We start from the raw sequence: 21,127 nt of genomic DNA on the forward strand, positions 1-21,127 counted from the left end.
GCACGCGCGCGTGCATCAGCCGCACCTGCACCGAGTCGAGGTATCCGGGGCCACCCGGCAGCATTCCTCCCGGCAGGACCACGCTGTTGATCCACTTGCCGGTCTCCTGGAGCCGGCGCTGCGTGGCGTTCTCCAGGCGTCCTGTGCCGGTGAGGACACGTGCGATGCGGGGCGTGCTGTATTCGGGCAGCAGCGAGCCGAGCGCAAGGGCGAACTGGGTCCATACCGGCTCGACCGACAGGTAGGCGGTCTCCCCCTCGGCGAAGGGCTTTGTATCCACCCAGTCGGGGACGGCCTCGGCCTCGCGCAGCAGGGCGGCGATCGCGGGAGGAACGTCGGAGAGCGACGAGAGCCCGTCTTTCAGCCCTTGGTTCACGAGGTGTCGCGCGGGCCCTCCGAGCTTGTCGATCTCCGCGATCACGGCATCGGCGACGGGATCTCCCACCTGCAGTGAGCCTTCGATGAAGGCCGCCCGCTCTTCCGTCGCGGTGTGGGTTGTCATGCCTGAGCCTCCAGGGGCTTGGAGTAGGGACCGACCGGTCCGGACCGCTCGGACCTTGTCACCGAGAGCCGCCGATCTCTTAATCACCTAAGTTACTGTGATTTAGCGAAAGGTCAAGCCCGCCAGTGACCACGGATGGAGATCGCCAACCACCAAGCCCGCCCGACTCCCCTCCTCTACTTATCGTTCGTTAGACTCACAATCAGCAGCCCGTCGGCCGCGTGACGAGGAGTTTGAGCGGATGGCGTCCATGACACCCGGAGCGGACCCGGCTTCGGAGCACGAAACACACATCGACGAATGGCGTGCATTCGCGCCCCTCGAACTGCCTCCCATCCTGGCGGCCGCACTGGAGAACTTCCGCGAGCACGGCTACCACGGCACCTCCGTGCGGGACGTCGCACGCCGGGCCGGGGTCAGCCTGCCGATGATCTACTACCGCTTCGAGAACAAGCAGGGCCTGCTGGTCGCCCTCCTGGAGAGCGCCATGGGCGAGGTACTCCAGCGGGCGCGCCAGGCCGACAAGGAAGCCGACGGCCGGGTACTGGACCGCTTCGGCAACGTCATCGAGTGCATCGTGTTGCACATGACCCACCGGGCGGCGACAGCCAGCCTGGACTCCGAGCTGCGCTACCTGGAGCCCGCCAACCGCAAGAAGTACGCGGCCCTGCGCAAAGCCCTGGAGGAACTGCTCCTGGAGATCATCGCAGAGGGCGCGGCCGAGGGGCTGTTCGAGGTGGACAGTGCGACCGACACCACCCGGGCGCTTCTGGGCATGTGCCAGGCGGTCACCGGCTGGTACCACCCGGACGGCCCGTTGACACCGGAAGACATCGCGGATCGCTACGCAGGCATCGCGCTGCGCACGGTGGGCGCACGGGTGAGGCCCACCCCCCGCACACCGAAGATGTGAGCCCGACAGCCTTCCTACCGCCACAGCCGGCACCGCCGAACGAGTCCGCCTGCGCAACCACAGGCCCCCGCACATACGGACCCTTGCGCTGCTGGCAACCGCCGTCTGCTCTGCGTGTTCCCACCGAGCTCCGCCCAGAGCGGGATCGACAGACACGCGACTGCGTTCGGATACGAGCAGCCGATCACGCCTTTCCCATCGTCGTGTGGGACATGGCCCGGCCTCTCTCCCCCAGGGGACGGTCACCCGTCCGGAAATCCGACCTCTCCGAGGACAGCGGAGCCGGAGGTGACGGGTTGTGGCCGAGGAGTGGCGGCACCATACTGGAGGGTGGCGCCCAGGACATTGCTTTCCGATGCCCGGTGAATCGGTACGGCGCCGAAGTGAGCGGTCATGGACAGGGAAGCCTATGGGGGCCGACACAACAGCATCGCCCCACCTGCGCCGGTCACAGGTCTTGTATCAGTTGATGCCCTGGGTATCGTGATCACGTGGAACTCCGGGGCTGAGCAACTGCTTGGCCACCTGCCCGGCGACGTGCTTGGCCGTGCCGCCGCCGACCTGCTCGCCTCGCCGCTTCCGGCATCGGCTCGGACCTGCCTGGCCGAGCGCAAGGAGTGGAGTGGCACCCTCGTACTGCGGCACCGCGGCGGCACCCCGGTCGGCGCCGTCGTCCGAGCTTTTCCCCAGCGGGAGGCCCACGGAGACGCCGGCTGGGTGCTGATCGCCGAGCCGCCCGCTTCGGCCACCGACAGGGAGACCGAGGCATTGCGGGACTGGGCCCTCTCCCAGCTGCCTGTGGCCGTGCTCATCCACGACGCCGAGGCACGGGTGGTCGAGGCCAATACCGAAGCGCTGGACCTCCTGGGCTTGCGTGAGGAGACAATCCTCGGCCGCCGCGTCGACGACGGCCTGCGCACCGGCTCTCCGTACGCGGGCCTGGCAGACGCGATCTCGCAGGTGACCCGCACGGGGAAGCCACTGCACAAGGACATGTCCGTTCGCTCACCCGGGGAGAGCCGCCCCCGCACCTGGTCCTTCACCGTCTCACCGCTCAAGGACCCCGCGGGCCGGGTGCGCGGCGCCTCCACAGTCGTACACGATGTGACCGAATCGACACGGGCCCGCCGACAGCGGGGCGTGGTGAACGAGGCGAGCGTGCGCATCGGCACCACCCTTGAGGTGGTGCGCACCGCAGACGAACTGGCGAAGCTTGCCGTCGATCGGTTCGCGGACTTCGCGGCCGTCGACCTCGTGGACCAGGTCTACGGCGGTGGAGAGCCCAAGCCCGGCGGGCCCGCCGACACCACCGCCATGCGGCGCGCGGCAAACCGATCCGTCCTGGACGGCTGTCCGGAGGCCACGTTCAAGCCGGGTGAATTGAGCCTCTTCCCAGCGGGATCAGCGCTGATGGACTCACTGGTCGGTGGTCGGGCAGTCCGCCACGACGCGGATGAGCCAGAAATCCGCGCGTGGCTGGCCGAGCATCCACACCTCGCGTCGAAAGTCTCGGCCTTCGGCATGCACTCGACCCTTCTGGTGCCGATGCGCGCCCGGGGAACACCCCTGGGCTTCGCCCTCTTCGCGCGCCACCGCACTGCGGAACCCTTCGACGACGACGATCTGCTGCTGGCCGAGGAGATCACCGCCCGTGCGGCGGTCTGCGTCGACAACGCCCGCCGCTACACCCGCGAGCGCAACACCTCCCTCACGCTGCAACGGAGCCTGCTCCCCCAGCGGGTTCCCAGGGAATCCGCGGTCGAAGTCGCCTCCCGCTATCTGCCCACCGGTTCGCAGGCAGGCGTGGGGGGCGACTGGTTCGACGTGATTCCCCTGTCGGGCGCACGGGTCGCGCTGGTCGTGGGAGACGTCGTCGGTCACGGCATCCAGGCCTCGGCAACCATGGGCCGACTGCGCACGGCGGTCCGCACCCTCGCCGACGTCGACCTGCCTCCCGACGAGTTGCTCACCCACCTGGACGATCTCGTCCTGCGCCTCGACCGCGCGGAGGACTCGGAGGACGGCGACGGCCGTCCGGCGTCCGACGGAGATGTCGGCGCCACATGCCTGTACGCGGTCTACGACCCCATCGCCCGCACCTGCACCATGGCCCGGGCGGGGCATCCTCCGCCGGCTCTCGTCAACCCCGACGGCACAGTCGATTTCGCCGACCTCCCCGCCGGCCCCCCATTGGGCCTCGGCGGCCTGCCCTTCGAATCAGCCGTCCTGGATCTGCCGGAGGGCAGCCTCATCACGCTCTACACCGACGGTCTCATCGAGGCCATCGGGCGCGACGTCGAGGTCGGGAGCGACATGCTGCGCAGCGCGCTCAGAGACCCGAACCAGCCTCTGGAGCAGACGTGCGACACCATCCTCGAGCGACTCCTACCCGAACGCCCCACTGACGACGTCGCCCTGCTCATCGCTCGCACCCGCACGCTGGCCCCCTCCCAGGTCGCCACCTGGGAGCTGCCCTCCGACCCGGCAGTCGTCGCCACCGCCCGCAAGGAAGCCATGACGCGCCTGGTCGACTGGGGACTGGACGAGGTCGACTTCGTCACGGAGCTCGTCGTCAGCGAGCTCGTCACCAACGCCATCCGCTACGGCGCCGCACCCATCCAGCTCCGCCTCATCCACGACCGCACTCTGATCTGCGAGGTCTCCGACGCCAGCAACACCGCTCCACATCTTCGCCGGGCCCGCGTCTACGACGAGGGCGGTCGCGGGCTCCTGCTGGTCGCGCAGTTGACCGACCATTGGGGCACCCGCCACACCCCACACGGCAAGACGATCTGGGCCGAACTGCGACTGCAGCCTTGACCTGTGTCCGCCCTACCATCAAGGCTGGCTGAACCGCTGTGGGATTTGCTGCAGCTCCTTCGGTTCGGCTACTCATATCAGGCGATCGCCGACACGACCTGCTCGGCCACCACGATCCGCAACCGTCGCGACGAATGGATCCGGCTCGGCGTCTTCCTGGACCCACCAACCAGCGCTCAGGCGGCTGGTGAAGACAGCCCATGGCTGTCGTCAGAGAATGGCGATGGGATTGACCGGGGAGCCTGCACCCCCGGTGATGTTGAGCGGTGACGCCGTGAGGAAGAACTCGTATCGCCCGTGCTCAGCACACTCCGCGGCGAGTTCTTCCAGCCACCACACCTCGCCGAGAGTCAGACCGAGGTCCCGGATGAGCCGTACGTGCAAGGGGTAGAACGGTCGCTCGGGATCTTCGCTGGGTTCCACCTCGACGGCGACGTTGTCCACCGCCAGGGCCGCGATCTCCTTGCGGTGGATCCACTCGACGGTGTCCAGGGCGAGCCCTGGCGCGCCGGACGACCAGAACTCCTGCTTGTCCTCAAGCCGGTAGAACCACGGGACGTGTCCGGTGCGGATCAGGAGGATGTCCCCGGTGCCGATCTCGACCCCCTGGGCCTCCGCGCAGGCGTCGAGTACGTCGGCGGTGATGGGCAGCCTCGGCTCACAGCGCTCGGCCCCCAGGTGCCGGGCGATGTCGAGCAGGACACCTCGACTGGTGAGACTGGCCTTGAGCAGCTGGATCGAGCACTTGCGCGCGCCGGCGAAGCCCTCGACATTGCCCATCCAGAAACCGTTGTACATCGCGTCCCGGTGGAAGATGTGCGCAAGTCCGTCCCACTGTGTGCTGCCCTGCAGCGGCATGAAGAGGTAGTCATCGGCTCCCTGGAATCCGGGGGCGACGCGGCCGAGGTCACTTCCGACCGAATGGTCCGCACCGCTGTAGCCGAACAGGTGCACCACGTTGGGCCGGGTCGGGTGCACGGGGCCGGTGGCGTCCAGCGGCACGGCGAGACTGATCGTTTGTCCGGTCCGGATCAGCGATGCCGCAGCAGCGACCATCTCCGGGGTGATGAAGTTGGCCGTGCCCCGCTGGTCGTCCTCTCCCCAGCGCCCCCAGTTGTTCGGCACGTTGTCGTTGACGAGGCCGACGATCTTGCCTCTGCCGTCGACACTGAATCCGGGCGCGGTCCACTCGCCTTCGACGTATTCTCCGCTGGCTGTCCTGCCCATAGTTCTTCCCTCTTCGAGATGGTGACGGTTGGCCGATCGGCGGGTCGGGGTTCAGTCCTGACCGGTGCTGAGGCGCTCACGCAGCAGGAACTTCTGGATCTTGCCGGTTGCGGTGCGTGGCACCGAGCGGGCGACAATCACGCGTGTGGGCTTCTTGTAGGAAGCCAGGCGCTCTCGGCAGTGGGCAATGATCTCCTGCTCGGTGGGCGGGTCGGCAGGGTCGGCCGGCACCACGAACGCGACAGGAGTCTCCACCCACTTCGGGTGCCAGGCACCGACCACCGCCACTTCCGAGACTTTGGAGTGAGCGTCGATGACCGCTTCCACCTCGGCGCAGTAGATGTTCTCCCCGCCTGAGATGATCATGTCCTTGGCCCGGTCCACCACACGGTAGAAGCCGTCCTCGTCGACGGTGCAGAGATCACCGGAATGGAACCATCCGCCCTGGAATGCTTCTCGGGTGGCCTCCGGGTTGTTCCAGTAACCCCGCATGACGGTCGGCCCACGGTAGACGATCTCACCGACCTCGCCCGGCCCCACCTCCGTACCGTCACGACCGACCAGACGGACCTCGAGGTTCGGCACGGGCCTGCCGACCGACCCCATCTTCCGGATCGCGTCCTCCCCTCGCAGCACACATGTCACCGAACTCATCTCGGTCTGTCCGAACATGTTGAAGTTCGGCACACCGGGAAAGGCCTTCGCCATCGCCTCGAGCACGGAAGGCGGTGCAGCGGAGGCGCCCCAGGAGATCCGGCGCAGTGCGAGGTTGCGGTCGCCGATTCCTGGGAGTCCGCAGATCTCCTTCCACTGAGTGGGCACGAAATAGCACGCCGTGACTCGCTCGCGCCCCATCGCGGCCACCGCCTCGGCAGCGTTGAAGTCCCCTGATGGGGTGATGATGGAATGGCCCCCGACGGTCAGATAGATGAGGATCCCGTTGAGCCCGCCGATGTGAAAGAGCGGCAGCCCCGAATACCAGACCTCGGAATCGTCCGCGACTCCCTGCACAATCAGGCAGTTGAACGAGTTCATGGCGAGATTGAGGTGAGTGAGTACCGCCCCCTTGGGACGGCCCGTGGTTCCCGAGGTGTACATGATGAAGGCCGGGTCATGGTCGCCGACCGGAACGCCCACCGGCGATTCGTCCGGGTCGAGGGCCTCCTCGTATGCGACCGCCACCGGGCCCACCGCCGACGGATCGCCCTCGACAACCAGCACTGCCACCGGATCCGTGGCCTGTTCGTCGCCATCTCCGGCCAGGCACTGCCGCACGAGGTCCGTCGACTCGCCGTCAACAATCAGGACTTTCGCGCCGCTGTCGGACAGGATGTAGCGCACCTCGGGCGCCACCATCCGGAAGTTGACGGGTACTGCGATCGCCCCAAGGCGCATCACCGCGAAGTAGGACTCCACCACCTCCAAACGGTTGTGCATGAGCACCGCGACCCGGTCCCCTGCACCTGCGCCCATGGCACTCAGTGTCCTGGCGAGCCGGTTGACGCGGCGGTCGAGTTCGGCATACGTGAGGGTTCGGTCACCAAAGCTCAGAGCGGGTAGGTCGGGCCGCTGCCTCGCGTGCCGCGCCAGCTGTTCCCCGTGCGCGATGCTGCGGTGCCGGCACATGTCCGCAACCGGACCGCCGACCGCCTCCCTGATGCTCGTCCCGCCGCCCATCTCACTTCCTCCTGCCGGTGAGGCCGAACAGGTGGCCTGCCACCTTGCGCATCTGGATCTCCTCAGCGCCCTCGGTGATCCGGTAACGCCGGTGGTGGCGGTAGATGTGCTCAAACGGCAAATGCCGGCTGTACCCCATCCCGCCGTGTACCTGCATGGCCCGGTCCGCGGCCTCGCACACCAGCCGGTTGGCACGGTAGTTGCACATCGAGACCAGGTCGGAAACCTCCATGTGTGACCCCTGGTCGAGGTCCTGCGCAGTGCCACGGACCAGCATCCGGAGCATCGTGGCGTCCGTGTGGAGTTCCACAAGCGGCCACTGCACGGCTTGACGCATGGCCAGCGGTTGACCGAACGTGACCCGCTCGCGGGCGTAGGCGACCGAGCGGTCGATGCAGTACTGCGCTGCGCCGAGGCTGGACGCCGCCTGCCGGATCCGGTTCTCGTGCACAAAAGCCTGTGCGACTTCCAGGCCTTGTCCCTCCTCACCGAGGATCGCGGAGTCCGGCACCCGCACGTCGCGCAGGGCGACGTCGGCGTGGTCCGTAGGCATGTTGAACGTCCAGCGGAACAGGCCCACCTCGACGCCGGGCGCGTCGATGGGGACGATGAAGGCGCTGATACCGACGGCGTCTCCGGGCCTGCCGGAGGTGCGGGCGAAGACGAGGTCGTGGGTGGCCGTGTCCACGCCGGTGTTCCAGCGTTTCTCCCCGTTGATGACCCAATCGCCGCCCGACCGGACCGCGGCGGTCGCCATCCAGGTGGCGTCGGAGCCGTGCTCGGGCTCGGTCAGGGCGAAGCCGAGGCTGCGCTCCCCCGTGACCAGGGGTTCCCCGAACTGGGCGCGTTGCTCGTCGCTACCGAACCGCCAGACCAGGTGCGCGGACGGGAAGTTGCCCACCACGGAGGACTCGTCCTGAAGGTCGTTGTGAAGGCCGAGCCCGCGGTGCGCGAGGTGCTCGCGCACAACAGCCATCTCCAGGTTGCTCGCCTCGGCGCCACCGAGTACGGCCGGCAGGTCTCGGCGCAAGAGTCCTGCTTTGTCGGCTCGTCGCCGCATCTCGGTGAGGAGGGCGCGCCACTCGGGGCGGGGCAGGCCGCCGGCTTCGAAGTCGGTGCGCGCCCATTCGCGCCGGTGGTCGAAGAAACGTTGGTTGTCGTCCTCTGCCTGCAAGGGAACGATCTCCGACTCGATGAAGCCGTCCAGCTCCACCAACAGCGTACGCAGGTCTTCAGTGATGCCGAAATGCATGGCTCCCGCCCTCTCCCGTGAGGCGCGTTGAACGAACGTTCATCGAAGCTAACGCTCGCTAGATCCCTCTGACAAGTGCCAGTAACGGCTGTTTTCTGGAGAGCCAGGCGCGAAGAATGAAAGTGTTAAGCTAATCTGTGAATGATCATTCACCCACCACCCGAGGGGTGCGCGTGCCTGCATCAGTTGCATCGGCGTCGCCAACGCCGTCGAGTTCGTTGGTCAGCGAGAACGACGACCCCATGGCCGCCGCCCTGATCAGCGCGGCTGTCCGCGTCATCGCGGCCAAGGGTTATCACGGCACCTCGGTGCGCGACATCGCGGTGGAGGCCGGGCTCAGCGTCGGCTCGGTCTACAACAGCTTCGGATCGAAGTACGAGCTGCTGCTCGTCATCATGAACCGCGCCATGGACCACCTGGTGACCACCACCGAAGACGCGCTCTTCCATGCCGGCACTGATCCGGCGGACCGGCTGCGCGCGATCGTCGGGGCCCACGTCGGTACGCACACGGCCGGCCCGTTGGAGAGCCTGATCGGCAATTCCGAACTGCGCAGTCTCGACCCTGCAGAACTGCGGCTGGTGACCGCCAAGCGGGACGTCCAGCAACGGATGTTCGACCGTGTGACAGCTGACGGTGTCACGTGCGGGGTCTTCAAGACGCCGAGCCCCAAGGAGACCGCGTTGTTCGTGGTCACTGCCTGTACCTCGGTGGCCACGTGGTTCCGACCGGACGGAGCCCTCAGCGCAGAAGAAGTGGTGCGGCGCTACCAGGAGATCGCCCTGTCAGCCGTCGGCCATGTCCCGGAAGGACACACGACTTGACCTCCCCGAACTCGCAAGGGACATCCCGGACGCACTCTTTGGCGACCGCGCTCTCCACCCGTCTCTCCGAGCTGTACGGCGGCCCTTGCACGGTGACCGAACTTCAGCGGCTCACAGGCGGAGCCAGCGCCGAGACCTGGGCACTGACTGCGGCGACTCCGAGCAAGTCCGCAGCCGAGCTGATCCTCAGGCGCGATGCCCCTGGTGCTGAGGACCCTGCACGAATGGCGCGTGAGGCAGCTGCCCTCGCAGAGGCGGCCCGAGTCGGCGTACCAGTCCCCCACCTGCATGACCAGAGCCCCTTCGTACCGTCCGCGGCGCCGTCGCGTGCGGAGGCCGTTGACCTCGGCGGTTCCTATCTCCTCATGGCGAAGGTCCCGGGCCAGGCCCTGCCGCAGAGGCTGCTGCGCGATGAGGACTTTGCAGACGTCCGCCCGCGGATGCCATACGAGTGCGGACGCGTCCTCGCGCGCATCCACCACCGGATGGACCCCGACCGGATCTCCGGGCTGACCGCTGGAGACCAGCTGGACCAGCTCCGCACGACGTACCACTCGACTGGCGACCCACTGCCCGTTCTGGAGCTCGCCTTCCGCTGGCTGGCCGCCCGGCGCCCCTCGGCCGGCCGCGACTCGGTGGTGCACGGCGACTTCCGCAACGGCAACCTGATCATCGGTACGGACGGCATCCGTGCGGTGCTGGACTGGGAGCTGGTCCACCGGGGCGACCCCATGGAGGACTTGGGTTGGCTGTGCGTCCGAGCCTGGCGGTTCGGAGCGGAAGGCCCCGTCGGCGGCTTTGGTCCGCGCTCGGAACTCTTCCGAGGCTACGCCGAGGAGAGCGGCACGACTCCGGATCCAGAGGCAGTCCACTGGTGGGAGGTGTACGGCACGCTGCGCTGGGCCGTGTTCTGCAGGATCCAGGCTCAGCGCGCGCGGCAACGTGAAGCGGAGGGCACCTTGGAGTTGTTGGCCATCGGGCGACGCGTGGCGGAGTGCGAGCACGACCTCCTCGACCTCCTCGGCCTGGCCCCTGCTCCCGTTTCGGACGTGCAGGTCGCTCCCGAAGCCGACTTGTTCGGGACCCCCTCCGCAGCCGAACTACTGGCCCCGGTCCGCGGATTGCTGACCGAATGGAGCGGCCAAGCGGCTCCTCGTGCCCGGTACCTCGGCCGGATCGCCGTGAACATCCTTGACACGGTCTCACGCGAACTCTCCCTGGGTCCGTCGGCCCGTGAGAACCACGCGGCAGCGCTCCACCGCCTTGGCTTCCGCGACGAACAGGACCTGGCGCTGGCGATTCGACAAGGCGCGGTTGTCCCGAATGCCGATCACCGGGTTGTCGACGCCATCCGCTCCGCCACCGCCGCACGGCTCAGCGTCGCCAATCCCGGCTACCCTCGTCGCACGGAGTAACCACCCTCACGGGTACGGGAACGCGGTCCGTGTAGCGGCTGCCGAACCGCCGCGGTCCTTCTGATCCGTGATCGTGCCGCGCTCAATGCCATTCCGCGAACAGCCTGCCCCGTCTCAAGCCCGCCACAGTTGGGAACCGGTTCGTACGACCGGGAGGTACGGAACGACGGCCCGCGGCGACAGTCGCGTCATCGTGATGACCAGTTCAGCGATGTCACCGCTGGTGATCATTTCGGCAGGCGGAACACGGTCGTGGTTCCAGGCGCTCATGTCAGTGTCCACATAGCCGGGGCAGATCGCGGTGGCCGCCACGCCATCAGCCGATGCCTCGGTGTTGACGGCTTCGCACAGGGCGGTCAGCGCGGCCTTGCTCGCTGCGTAGGCGGCGAGCCTCGGCTCAGGAGCCTGGCCGGCGATGGATGAAATCGCCACGATGCGTGCGGGCGCTGTGTGCCGCAGGAGCTCCATGCAGCCGTCGATGAGCAGGAAGGGGGCTCGGACGTTCACCGCGAACTGCCTGTCGAAGCGGTGCGACGGATAGCTGCCGAGCGGCACCGCAGAGCCCACGCCGGCGCTGAGGACCAACAGATCGAGCCGTCCGTACGCGGTGCGGTGCGCGTCGATGACGCGGCGCACGTCGTCCTCGACCGCCATGTCGGCGGGCACGGTCCGCACGTGCGTGCCGCCCCGCTTCCCGCACTCCGCCGCGGCCTCACGGAGTGCGTCGCCGCCCCTGGCGCTCAGCATGAGGTCGAAGCCCTCCTCGGCGAGGCGACCCGCGATCTCCCGGCCGATGCCACGGGAGGCACCGGTGACGAGCGCTGCCCGCCGGGCTCGGGTCACCGCCTGCGCCCCAGGAGAGCGAGTCCGGCCTTCACCAGCTCGGGAACGGACGCGCCCGCTCCTGCGAAGCCCTCGCCAACCGTGACGCCCTGCAGGTGACGGGCGTACACACCTTCCGCGATCACAGCGATCTTGAAGTAGGCGAGCGCCTGGTAGAAGGGCAGCAACGTGATGTCGCGCCCGCTCAACAAGGCGTACAGCTCGGCTAGTTCGAACGGCCCGGGGAATCCGGGGTCGGTCGCGGCCGGCGAGTCGAGCAGCGCGTCAACGGCAGGATCGCGGTAGGCGAGGAACGTGCCGAGGTCCGCGAGTGGATCACCGAGGGTGGACAGCTCCCAGTCCACGACGGCGCGCACCCGGCTCAAGTCGGTCGGATCGAGAATGGTGTTGTCGACACGGAAGTCACCGTGCACGATCGACGCGTCGCTCTCCCTCGGGAGCGCGTCCTCCAATGCCTTGTGGAGGCGGGGAAGTTCGGACAGCTGGCGGGTGGCGACCAGATCCCACTGAGTGCGCCAGCGGTCCAGTTGGCGCCGTAGATACCCCTCCGGCCGCCCCCAGCCGCTGAGTCCGGCTTCGGTGTACGAGAGGGCGTGCAGCCTGGCCAGCTGCTCGACCAAACCGTCCGCGCAGCGCCCCAGGTCGTACGGGGTGAGGCCGGCAGTGTCGGCGCGGGAGCGCAGGACGCGCCCCTCGACGTAGGCCACGACGGTGAACGGGGCACCGGTCACGTCCTGGTCCGTGCAGTGGGCGACAGTGCCGGGAACGGCCACCCCTGTGGCCCGAAGGGCGGACATCACCCGGAATTCGCGCCCGATGTCGTGAGCGGAGGGGGTGAGCCCGCCGAGCGGTGGCCGGCGCACGACCCACCGCGAGTGGCCGTCGGTGACGAGATACGTGAGGTTGGAACGGCCGCCATGCAGCACTGCCGCGGCCAGCGGCCCCTGACAAGCCGGGACGTTCGCACCGAACCAGCGGCTCAGGGCGCCCAGTTCGAGGCCTGGCGGATTGGTGGTGTCGGCGAGGGGAGTCGAGCACGTCATGGGGTGACCTCCGCGGCGTCGACCGGACCGATGTGCCGGAGCCCGGGGTCACGCTTCATCGCCCGGTCTCCTTCCTGGTCGCCAGGTCCCGGCCGATGATCTCCTTCATGATCTCGGTGGTACCGCCGTAGACGGTCTGGATGCGGGAGTCGAGGAAGGCGCGTGCGACGGGGTACTCCTTCATGTAGCCGTATCCGCCGTGCAATTGGAGGCAGCGGTCCACGGTCTTCGTCTGGAGTTCGGTGGCCCACCACTTCGCCTTGGCCGCGTCAACGGCAGTCAGTGTGCCGTCGTTGAGCGCCTCGATGGCGCGGTCGAGGTAGACGCGGGTGATGTCGGCCTGTGTGGTCAGCTCAGCCAGCAGAAAGCGGCTGTGCTGGAAGTCTGCGACCGGTCGGCCGAAGGCGGTGCGCTCGGTGCAGTAGTCCAGGGTCTGTTCCAGCACCGTCTCAGTGACGCACTGGGCCGTCACCGCGATAGCCATGCGCTCGCGCGGCAACCGCTCCATCAGGTGCATGAAGCCCCGTCCCTCGGTCCCCAGGAGGTTGGCCGCCGGGATACGGACGGAATCGAAGAAGAGCTCGGCGGTGTCCTGCGCGTGCAACCCGATCTTGTCCAGCTTGCGGCCTCGGGTGAAGCCGGGCATGCCTCGTTCGACGACGAACAGGCTCATGCCGCGTGCCCCGGCGGCAGGGTCCGAACGCGCCAGCACGATGACCAGATCGGACTGGATGCCGCTGGTGATGAAGGTCTTGGCCCCGTCAAGCACCCATACGTCGCCGTCACGAACGGCGGTGGTGCGGATGCCCTGCAGGTCACTGCCCGCGCCGGGCTCGGTCATGGCGATGGCCGTGATGGTCTCGCCCGCGCAGATGCCAGGCACCCAACGCCGCTTCTGCTCCTCGGTGCCGAGGTCCAGGAGGTACGGCAGCACGATGTCGTCCTGAACGCTGAACCCTGAGCCCAGGGACGCCGCGCCCACCTTGGCGAACTCCTCCATCATCACGCTGCGGTAGCGGAAGTCGTCCTGTCCCCCACCGCCGTGCTCCTCAGGAGCGGCGAGCCCCAACAGGCCCTGTTTCCCGGCGGCGGTCCACACCCCCCGGTCGATGATGTGCTCGGCCTCCCATCGCTCCTGGTGCGGGACGACCTCTCGTGCGACGAACTCCCGTACAACGTCTCGGAAGTCCTCATGGTCCTGGTCGTAAAGCGTGCGCCTCACTGTGCCTCTCCTTAGCTGTTCGCGCGGTTCAGTGCCTCGGCGACGGTGACCAGCGAGGCCGCCTTCTCCTCGTAGGTGTCGCCGTGGGGAATGACGGACAGGGTGGTGACACCGCTCGCGGCGAATGCGCTGAGGCGGTCGGCGATCCGGTTCACCGGCCCTAGCAGGCTGGTCTCGTCGATCAACCCGAACGGCACTTCGGCGGCGGCGGCTTCGGTCTCGCCCGAGAGGTAGAGGTCCTGCACGGCCCGGGCCTCCTTTTCATAACCGAGCGCACAGGCCTGGGCGTTGTAGAAGTTCTTCTCGCGGCTTCCCATGCCACCGACGTAGAGGGCCGTGTAGTCGCGGACCCGGTCGGCACAGACGTCGAGGTCATCACCGACCGACGCCGGCACGCTCGCCACGATGTCGAAGCCCGCCAGCCCTCGCTCACCACGTCCTTCGCGGAGCTGGGCGACGTTGTCGTCCGCGTGGGACGGGGCGTGGAAGAGGGCGAGCCAACCGTCCGCGAGCTCGCCGGCGAGGCGGATGTTGCGCGGGCCGACGGCCGCCAGATAGACGGGGATCTCCTCCCGCACGGGATGGATGATCAGCCGCAGCGGTTTACCCGGGCGGCCGTCCGGTCCCGGTAGGGGCAGTGGGTAGTGCTCGCCGTCGTGGCGGACGACTTCGCGTCGTACGACGGTCCGTACGACGTCGATGTACTCGCGCGTCCGTGCAAGGGGCTTGCCGAACTCGACGCCGTGCCAGCCGGCCGAGACCTGTGGCCCGGAGACACCGAGGCCGAGATGGAAGCGGCCCTCCGACAGAGCGTCCAGGGTCGCGGCGGTCATGCCGGTCATCGCCGGAGTGCGGGCCGGGATCTGCATCACCGCCGAGCCGAGACCGATACGCGTGGTCCGGCCGGCGAGCCAGGACAGCACGGTGACGGCGTCCGATCCGTACGCCTCGGCGGCCCAGACGACGTCATAACCGAGGTGTTCCGCCTCCAGGGCCAGTCGCAGCGGTTCGGCGCCTCCGGCGCGTCCCCAGTGGCCCATGCTCAGGCCAAGTCTCATCGGATCTCTCCTGTGTGCGGGTACTGGACGACGGCCGCCGTGGCAAGCAGACGATCAGCATCGAGGACGTCGACCCCCCAGTCTTTGAGGGCGATACGGGTGTCCTGGCCCACGACCGGCGGGGGCCCCTGAACTTCGCCCGGGGTGCGATCGAAGCGGGGAGCCGGCGCCGGCTGGCGTACGCCGCCCGTCTCCGTGAAGACCGAACGTGCCGCGTTGTGCGGGTGGTGGTGTGCTTCCCAGGGGCTGAGCACCGGGGCCACGCAGGCGTCGGTCGGTTCGAATACGGCGGTCCACTCGTCGCGGGTGCGTTCCTTGAACGCCGCGGCCAGCCGCTGCCGCAGCTCGGGCCAGCGTTCACGGTCGTACTGAGCGGGCAGGTCCGGGTCGTCCGCCAGTCCTAGGCCGGTGAGGAGCTGGGCGTAGAACCTCTCCTCCAGCGGGCCGATCGCCATGTATCCGCCGTCGGCCGTTTCGTACGTGGTGTAGAAGGGCGCTCCCCCGTCGAGCAGGTTCTCGCCCCGGCCCCCCTCCCAGTGCGCTGCCGCCCGCAACCCGTGCAGGGCGGTGGTGAGCAGGGCGGCCCCGTCGACCATGGCCGCGTCGACGACCTGCCCCTGGCCCGAACGCTCCCGCTCATACAGTGCGGCCAGGATCCCCATCGCCAGGAGCATCCCGCCCCCACCGAAGTCCCCGACCAGGTTCACCGGCGGCACCGGAGGCCGGTCGGGCGGACCGATCAGGCCGAGGGCACCGGAGACGGCGAGGTAGGTGATGTCGTGCCCGGCGCGCGGAGCGAGCGGACCGCTCTGCCCCCAGCCAGTCATCCTTCCGTACACCAGCCGAGGGTTGACGGCCCGACAGTCCTCGGGGCCGATGCCCAGACGCTCGGCGACACCGGGCCGGAAGCCCTCCACCAGGACGTCGGCACGTGCGGCGAGGCGCCTGACGAGCGCGGCGCCCTCAGGGTGCTTGAGATCGACGGCGAGGGACCGGCGGCCGCGGGCGAGAGGATCGGTGGAGCTGTGTGTGTCCGGGTCGACGTCCGAGGCGCGGTCGATGCGGAGCACCTCCGCGCCCAGGTCGGCCAGCACAGTGCAGGCGAAGGGGCCCGGGGCCATGCTGGCTATCTCCAGTACGCGCAGGCCGGCCAGCGGGCCCCTTCCGGTGCGGTTCGGGTTTGCGGTTCCGTCGTGGTTCACCTGTCCGTGCCACCCATCTCGATGCTCATCGCACCATCCCGGTACAGCTGCCGGACGGCACGCTTGTCGTACTTGCCGACGCTGGTCTTCGGGATGGCGTCCAGGAACGTCCAGCGCTCGGGGATCCACCAGTGCGTGACCCGCCCCTTGAGGAAGTCCCGCAGTTCGGCCGGGGAGACGACGGCGCCTTCGGCGAGCGAGACGCAGGCCAGGGGACGCTCGCCCCACTTGGGGTCGGGTATGCCGACCACCGTGGCCTCGACGACGGCAGCGTGCTCGGCGATGGCGTTCTCCAGCTCGACGGTGGAGATCCACTCGCCGCCGCTCTTGATGCCGTCCTTGAGGCGGTCGCGTACGACGATCCAGCCGCCAGGCTCGACGGTGCCGAGGTCGCCGGTGCGCAGCCAGCCGCCGTCAAACTTCTCGGCGGTGTTCTCGGTGTGCAGGTAGGAGCCGGTGACCCACGGCCCGCGTAGCTGGAGTTCGCCGGGCGACTTGCCGTCCCAGGGCTGCTCGATGCCATCCATGCCCATGACGCGGACCTCGACGAGCGGCATCACCCGGCCGCTCTTGACCAGCCAGTCGATGTCCTCGTCCGCGGCGGTGTCGCGAGGCGGCGCCGACCAGCTGGCCAGGGGGCTGGCCTCGGTCATCCCCCAGCCCTGGGCCAGCTGGATGCCGTATCGCTCCTTGAACCCGGCGACGAGGGCGCGCGAGGGGCTGGAGCCACCGCAGCCGGCCAGCCGGACGGAGGAGAGGTCGAGAGGGTGCTGCTCCCCATGATGGAACAGCCCGTTCCAGAGAGTAGGGACGGCGGCAACGGCGGTGGGTCGTTCCTCGTTGATGATGCGGGCCAGGTCGGGGACGTGCAGGTGGCGGCCGTTCATGATGAGGTCGGCGCCGGCCAGCCAGCCGGCGTACGGCCATCCCCAGGCGTTGGCGTGGAACATCGGTACGACCGGCAGGAGCCGGTCGCGGTCGGTCATGGCCGCGGCGTTGCCGCTGGAGATGCCGAGGGTGTGGAGCAGGATCGAGCGGTGGCTGTAGGCCACGCCCTTGGGGTCGCCGGTGGTACCGGTGGTGTAACACAGTGCGGCGGCGGAGCGTTCGTCGACGCTGGGCCAGGGGAAGCCGGGCTGCTCGGCGGCGAGCAGGTCGTCCCAGTCGTGGACGTTGATGTGGCCGGGCAGTTCGGGGGGTGCGCCCTCCCCGACGACGATGACGTGGCCCACCGTGGCAAGGCGCTCGCGCACCTGTCCGAGAAGGCCCAGCAACGTGGAGTCGACCACCAGCACCCGGTCCTCGGCGTGCTCGATGATGTAGCCCAGTTGATCAGGGTGGAGCCGCAGGTTCAGAGTGTGCAGAACGGCGCCCATGGACGGCACCGCGAGATAAGCGGCCATGTGCTCAGGCGTGTTCCAGCACAGGGTCGCGACGCGGTCGTCGCGCTGGACACCCAGCCGGGTCAGCGCCGCGGCGAGCCGCTCCGCTCGCTCGGCGGTCTCGGCGAAGGTCCAGGCCCCGCCCTCGTCCTGTGAACAGCGCACTACGCGGCTGTGCGCGTGCACCTGCTGTCCGTGCCGCATCAGATCGCTGACCTGGAGGTCCCGGTCCATCATGGTGCTCTTCATCGGTTCGGCTCCTTCGTGGCAGCGGCTCTGAGTGCTCGGCGGGCGATCGACCAGCGATGGGTCTCGGACGGGCCGTCGTAGATACGGAAGGGCCGTACCTCGCGCAGATATGCCGACAGGGGCAGGTCTCCGGAGATGCCGAGGGCGCCGCACACCTGCACGGCGCGGTCGACGATCCGGCCTACGGCCTCCGCGGTGAAGGTCTTGGTGACGGAGGACTCGTGCTTGCCGGAGCGGCCCTGGTCGAGGACCCAGGCTGCCTCGCGGATCAGGGCACGGGAGGCAGCGAGGTCGATCTCGCTGTCCGCCAGCTGTTGCTGCACCATGCCCAGTTCGCCGAGCCGGCTGCCGAAGGCGGTGCGCTCGGCCGCGTACCCGAGAGAGAGTTCGTGCGCCCGGCGGGCCAGGCCCAGCCAGCGCATGCAGTGGGTGAGCCGGGCCGGGGCCAGACGCACCTGCGCGTAGGCGAAGCCCTTGCCCACCTCGCCGAGGACGGCGTCGTCTCCGACCTCGCAGCCTTCGAGCTCGATCTCGCAGTGCCCGCCGGTGAACCCCTGGTCGAGGCTGGGTACGTGGCGGACGACACGGAAGCCGGGGGTGTCCGCCGGCACGAGGAACATGGTCGCCTCGGGCGCTGTGGCGGTGCCGGTCTCGGCATTCGTGCGCGCCATCACGATGGCGAAAGCGGCTCCGTCGGCGCCGGTGATGAACCACTTGCGGCCGCTCAGCGCCCATCCCCCGGCCGTCCGACGGGCGACGGTCTTCAGTTGGGAGGGGTCGGATCCGGCTCCGGGGGCGGGCTCGGTCATGGCGAAACACGAGCGAACGCTGCCCGCGGCGAGAGGCTTCAGGTAGCGGTCGCGCTGTGCTGTGTCGGCAACCTTCTCCAGCATCAGGATGTTGCCCTCGTCAGGTGCCGCGCAGTGCAGGGCGAGCGGGCCCAGAAGGCAGTAGCCGGCCTCCTCCAGGACCACGGACTGCCCGCGCAGATCGAGGCCGAGACCACCGAGCTCCTGAGGCACGGTCGGTCCGAAGACCCCCGCGTGGCGGGCGGCGCGCTGAAGCGTGCGACGCAGGGTGTCGTCGGGCACGCCGGGCCCGCGGAGCATCTCCGCTTCGGCGGGGAGCACGGTCGCCCGGACGAACTCGGCCGTGCGGTCTCTGAGTTCGACGAGTTCGGGCTCAAGGGTGAAATCGATCGCCATGCGGTCCTCGCGGCTCTGGGAGTGGCGATTACTTAACGTTCGCTCCGACGCTAAGAGCCGACTCAGTGGAGGTCAATACTTTCGAGGGGCGGATTCCCCGCCACTCATGAGCGATATGCCCCAATTTAAGACACATGGTGATCAGCTCGCGCCCCACCGCTTGACGCGCTCAGCATTCCGACTCTAGCGTCTCTAACGATCGTTAAATAGATCTGTGGAAAACGAGCCGAGGAGTCAAGCACCATGGCAGACGTCGAAACGGACGAACCCGAGTCGGCGGCCACGCTGGAGCGGCGCCGCAACATCGCTCTGATCACGCTCAACCGCCCTCAGGCCCTCAATGCCGTGAACGCGGAGGTCTCCGCAGCCCTCGGCGCGGCGCTGGAGGAGTTCGCCGCCGATCCGGGCCTGCGGGTCGCGGTGGTGACCGGCGCCGGACGCGCCTTCTGCGCGGGCATGGACCTCAAGGAGGCGGCAGCGGGCCGCGACGTGATGGATCCGCTGCACCCCGAGTGGGGCTTCGCGGGCATCGTCCGGCACTCGATCGGCAAGCCGCTCATCGCTGCCGTCAACGGACCGGCGCTGGGCGGCGGCGCCGAGATCGTCCTGGCCTGCGACCTGGTGGTCGCCGACGAGAACGCCACGTTCGGCATGCCCGAGGTTCGCCACGGCCTCTACCCGGCCGCAGGCGGGGTGTTGCGCCTCCAACACCGGGTACCGCGGAACATCGCCCGGGAGATCGCCCTCACCGGCACTCCCGTGGACGCCGCCACGGCCGCCCGATGGGGCCTGTTCAACCGGGTCGCCCCCTCCGGAAAGTCAGTCGACGTCGCCTTGGAGCTGGCCGAGCGGGTGGCGGCAGGCGCACCCCTGGCCGTGCATGCGGTCAAGCAGCTCATGTCGTGGGGCGAGGGCCAGGCCGAAGCCGAGGCCTGGGTCGAGAACGACCGCACCTTCCAGGAAATCCGGGCGAGCGACGACGCGAAGGAAGGACCGCGCGCGTTCGCGGAGAAGCGCACACCGCACTGGACCGGGCGCTGACCCCCGACTTCGGCCATCCCCAGTCGACCAGTCGACTTGAGCAGTGAAGGAACTCAGATGCCCAGCATGAACGACGCCGTCATCGTCGACGTGGTGCGTACCGCGTCCGGCAAGGGCAAGCCCGGCGGCGCCCTGTCCGGCCACCACCCCGCCGACCTCCTGGCCACCGTGCTCGACGCCCTCGTCGAGCGCAATGGCCTCGACCCCGCCCTGGTGGACGACGTGATCGGCGGCTGCGTCTCGCAGTCCGGCGAGCAGGCCTTCAACATCACCCGTACCGCGTTGCTGGCGGCCGGCTTCCCCGAGTCGGTGCCCGCGACCACCGTCGACCGGCAGTGTGGCTCCAGCCAGCAGGCCGGGCACTTTGCCGCACAGGGGGTACTCGCGGGGGCGTACGACATCGTGATCGCCTGCGGCGTGGAGTCGATGAGCCGGGTGCCGATGGGCTCCAGCGCGGGCGGCGTCGATGCCTCCGGCGAGGGGCTGCGGCGCCGTTACCCGGAGGGACTGATCCCGCAGGGCATATCCGCCGAGCTCCTCACCGTGCGCTGGAAGCTGGATCGTGAGGAGCTGGATGCCTTCGCGGAACGTTCCCATCAGCGCGCCTGGGCCACCACGGAGGCCGGCGGCTTCGAGCAGGAGATCGTCCCCGTCGGCAGCCACACAGTGGACGAGACCATCCGAGCGACGACCACTGCCTCGGGCCTGGCCGGGCTCAAGCCCGCCTTCACCGGTGTGCCTGGGGTCGAGCGCTTTCCGGAGATCGGCTGGCGCATCACGCCCGGCAACTCCTCGCCGCTCACCGACGGCGCCTCCGCCGCCCTGATCATGAGCGCCGCAACCGCCGATCGACTCGGCCTGCGTCCCCGTGCCCGTTACCACTCCTTCGCGGTCTCCGGATCCGACCCGCTGCTGATGCTCGACGGAGTCATCCCGGCCACCCACAAGGTCCTCGACCGTTCTGGCCTGTCCATCGACGCTGTCGACGCCTACGAGGTGAACGAGGCGTTCGCCCCTGTGCCGCTGCTGTGGCAGCGCGAATTCGATGCCGACCCCAAGCGCCTCAACCCGCGCGGCGGCGCCATCGCGCTCGGCCACCCGCTCGGCGCCTCCGGCACCCGGCTGCTCGCCACCCTCGTGAACCACCTGGAAGCAACCGGCGGCCGCTACGGCCTCCAGACCATGTGTGAGGGCGGCGGCATGGCCAACGCCACCATCATCGAACGCCTCTGACGGTACGTCATCCATCCCT

General features: G+C 68.7%; 16 protein-coding genes and 2 pseudogenes. 7 read left to right on the forward strand and 11 right to left on the reverse strand.

Going from position 1 to position 21,127, the window contains the following annotated elements; genetic code table 11:
• A pseudogene (locus CCN51_RS09830) lies at positions 1 to 502 on the reverse strand (oxygenase MpaB family protein); the annotation flags it as partial.
• Positions 503 to 743: 241 nt separating this feature from the next.
• Between CCN51_RS09830 and CCN51_RS09835 the strand changes: the two are divergent.
• The 3 genes and pseudogenes from CCN51_RS09835 to CCN51_RS09845 form a co-directional block, all read left to right on the forward strand.
• Positions 744 to 1,415, forward strand: a complete 672-nt coding sequence (locus CCN51_RS09835) for a TetR/AcrR family transcriptional regulator (RefSeq protein WP_014181232.1) — start codon at positions 744 to 746, stop codon at positions 1,413 to 1,415.
• A gap of 393 nt (positions 1,416 to 1,808) precedes the next feature.
• On the forward strand, positions 1,809 to 4,235 hold the full coding sequence (locus CCN51_RS09840) for a SpoIIE family protein phosphatase (RefSeq protein WP_078610735.1): 2,427 nt from the start codon (positions 1,809 to 1,811) through the stop codon (positions 4,233 to 4,235).
• A 3-nt stretch (positions 4,236 to 4,238) separates the two neighbouring features.
• Positions 4,239 to 4,391: pseudogene (locus CCN51_RS09845) on the forward strand (IS5/IS1182 family transposase); the annotation flags it as partial.
• 54 nt (positions 4,392 to 4,445) lie between these two features.
• Here CCN51_RS09845 and CCN51_RS09850 read toward each other — a convergent pair.
• Genes CCN51_RS09850 through CCN51_RS09860 form a run of 3 tightly spaced genes read right to left on the reverse strand, consistent with a single transcriptional unit; the run spans position 4,446 to position 8,391 of the window.
• A complete protein-coding gene (locus tag CCN51_RS09850) occupies positions 4,446 to 5,462 on the reverse strand; it encodes a cyclase family protein (protein ID WP_014181230.1) in 1,017 nt (338 codons plus the stop codon).
• A 51-nt stretch (positions 5,463 to 5,513) separates the two neighbouring features.
• Positions 5,514 to 7,139, reverse strand: coding sequence for an AMP-binding protein (locus CCN51_RS09855; protein ID WP_014181229.1), 1,626 nt, complete (start codon positions 7,137 to 7,139; stop codon positions 5,514 to 5,516).
• Between the two features lies 1 nt (position 7,140).
• Complete coding sequence (locus tag CCN51_RS09860; protein ID WP_014181228.1) at positions 7,141 to 8,391, reverse strand: acyl-CoA dehydrogenase family protein; 1,251 nt, start codon at positions 8,389 to 8,391, stop codon at positions 7,141 to 7,143.
• A gap of 218 nt (positions 8,392 to 8,609) precedes the next feature.
• Between CCN51_RS09860 and CCN51_RS09865 the strand changes: the two genes are divergently transcribed.
• Both CCN51_RS09865 and CCN51_RS09870 read left to right on the forward strand, forming a co-directional pair.
• The gene (locus tag CCN51_RS09865; protein ID WP_014181227.1) at positions 8,610 to 9,215 is read left to right on the forward strand and encodes a TetR/AcrR family transcriptional regulator; all 606 of its coding nucleotides are present in this window, start codon (positions 8,610 to 8,612) and stop codon (positions 9,213 to 9,215) included.
• Positions 9,216 to 9,307: 92 nt separating this feature from the next.
• On the forward strand, positions 9,308 to 10,630 hold the full coding sequence (locus CCN51_RS09870; protein ID WP_202948317.1) for a phosphotransferase family protein: 1,323 nt from the start codon (positions 9,308 to 9,310) through the stop codon (positions 10,628 to 10,630).
• 114 nt (positions 10,631 to 10,744) lie between these two features.
• On the opposite strand, the gene CCN51_RS09875 is transcribed toward CCN51_RS09870, so the two are convergent.
• From CCN51_RS09875 to CCN51_RS09905, 7 genes are read right to left on the reverse strand one after another with little or no spacing between them, the layout of a single operon-like run.
• A complete protein-coding gene (locus CCN51_RS09875) occupies positions 10,745 to 11,473 on the reverse strand; it encodes an SDR family NAD(P)-dependent oxidoreductase (RefSeq protein WP_014181225.1) in 729 nt (242 codons plus the stop codon).
• Complete coding sequence (locus tag CCN51_RS09880; RefSeq protein WP_014181224.1) at positions 11,470 to 12,516, reverse strand: phosphotransferase family protein; 1,047 nt, start codon at positions 12,514 to 12,516, stop codon at positions 11,470 to 11,472. Before CCN51_RS09880 ends, CCN51_RS09875 begins: the two co-directional genes overlap by 4 nt.
• 55 nt (positions 12,517 to 12,571) lie before the next feature.
• Positions 12,572 to 13,738, reverse strand: a complete 1,167-nt coding sequence (locus CCN51_RS09885; protein WP_014181223.1) for an acyl-CoA dehydrogenase family protein — start codon at positions 13,736 to 13,738, stop codon at positions 12,572 to 12,574.
• Between the two features lie 11 nt (positions 13,739 to 13,749).
• Positions 13,750 to 14,796 (reverse strand): LLM class F420-dependent oxidoreductase, encoded by a 1,047-nt coding sequence (locus tag CCN51_RS09890; RefSeq protein ID WP_043488011.1) that lies wholly within the window; start codon positions 14,794 to 14,796, stop codon positions 13,750 to 13,752.
• Positions 14,793 to 15,998 (reverse strand): CaiB/BaiF CoA transferase family protein, encoded by a 1,206-nt coding sequence (locus CCN51_RS09895; RefSeq protein WP_014181221.1) that lies wholly within the window; start codon positions 15,996 to 15,998, stop codon positions 14,793 to 14,795. Before CCN51_RS09895 ends, CCN51_RS09890 begins: the two co-directional genes overlap by 4 nt.
• Positions 15,995 to 17,629 (reverse strand): long-chain fatty acid--CoA ligase, encoded by a 1,635-nt coding sequence (locus CCN51_RS09900; protein ID WP_014181220.1) that lies wholly within the window; start codon positions 17,627 to 17,629, stop codon positions 15,995 to 15,997. The genes CCN51_RS09895 and CCN51_RS09900 overlap by 4 nt, the downstream gene beginning before the upstream one ends.
• Positions 17,626 to 18,834 carry an acyl-CoA dehydrogenase family protein gene (locus tag CCN51_RS09905; RefSeq protein WP_014181219.1) on the reverse strand — a complete coding sequence of 403 codons (1,209 nt, stop codon included), beginning with the start codon at positions 18,832 to 18,834 and terminating at the stop codon, positions 17,626 to 17,628. Before CCN51_RS09905 ends, CCN51_RS09900 begins: the two co-directional genes overlap by 4 nt.
• Positions 18,835 to 19,077: 243 nt before the next feature.
• On the opposite strand from CCN51_RS09905, the gene CCN51_RS09910 reads away from it, so the two are divergent.
• Both CCN51_RS09910 and CCN51_RS09915 read left to right on the forward strand, forming a co-directional pair.
• Positions 19,078 to 19,875, forward strand: coding sequence for a crotonase/enoyl-CoA hydratase family protein (locus tag CCN51_RS09910; RefSeq protein ID WP_014181218.1), 798 nt, complete (start codon positions 19,078 to 19,080; stop codon positions 19,873 to 19,875).
• 66 nt (positions 19,876 to 19,941) lie between these two features.
• Positions 19,942 to 21,108, forward strand: a complete 1,167-nt coding sequence (locus tag CCN51_RS09915) for a thiolase family protein (protein WP_014181217.1) — start codon at positions 19,942 to 19,944, stop codon at positions 21,106 to 21,108.
• The last annotated feature ends 19 nt before the right edge of the window (positions 21,109 to 21,127 follow it).

This window comes from Streptomyces milbemycinicus, from assembly GCF_002154605.1.
Taxonomy (GTDB): Bacteria; Actinomycetota; Actinomycetes; order Streptomycetales; family Streptomycetaceae; genus Streptomyces; species Streptomyces milbemycinicus.

Bases quoted from the DNA above. Each gene is read 5' to 3' on its own strand.
- CCN51_RS09905 (WP_014181219.1), bottom strand. From the start codon at position 18,834: ATGGCGATCGATTTCACCCTTGAGCCCGAACTCGTCGAACTCAGAGAC.
- CCN51_RS09850 (WP_014181230.1), bottom strand. From the start codon at position 5,462: ATGGGCAGGACAGCCAGCGGAGAATACGTCGAAGGCGAGTGGACCGCG.
- CCN51_RS09910 (WP_014181218.1), top strand. From the start codon at position 19,078: ATGGCAGACGTCGAAACGGACGAACCCGAGTCGGCGGCCACGCTGGAG.
- CCN51_RS09915 (WP_014181217.1), top strand. From the start codon at position 19,942: ATGAACGACGCCGTCATCGTCGACGTGGTGCGTACCGCGTCCGGCAAG.
- CCN51_RS09855 (WP_014181229.1), bottom strand. From the start codon at position 7,139: ATGGGCGGCGGGACGAGCATCAGGGAGGCGGTCGGCGGTCCGGTTGCG.
- CCN51_RS09880 (WP_014181224.1), bottom strand. From the start codon at position 12,516: ATGACGTGCTCGACTCCCCTCGCCGACACCACCAATCCGCCAGGCCTC.
- CCN51_RS09860 (WP_014181228.1), bottom strand. From the start codon at position 8,391: ATGCATTTCGGCATCACTGAAGACCTGCGTACGCTGTTGGTGGAGCTG.
- CCN51_RS09890 (WP_043488011.1), bottom strand. From the start codon at position 14,796: ATGAGACTTGGCCTGAGCATGGGCCACTGGGGACGCGCCGGAGGCGCC.
- CCN51_RS09835 (WP_014181232.1), top strand. From the start codon at position 744: ATGGCGTCCATGACACCCGGAGCGGACCCGGCTTCGGAGCACGAAACA.
- CCN51_RS09900 (WP_014181220.1), bottom strand. From the start codon at position 17,629: ATGAAGAGCACCATGATGGACCGGGACCTCCAGGTCAGCGATCTGATG.
- CCN51_RS09840 (WP_078610735.1), top strand. From the start codon at position 1,809: ATGGACAGGGAAGCCTATGGGGGCCGACACAACAGCATCGCCCCACCT.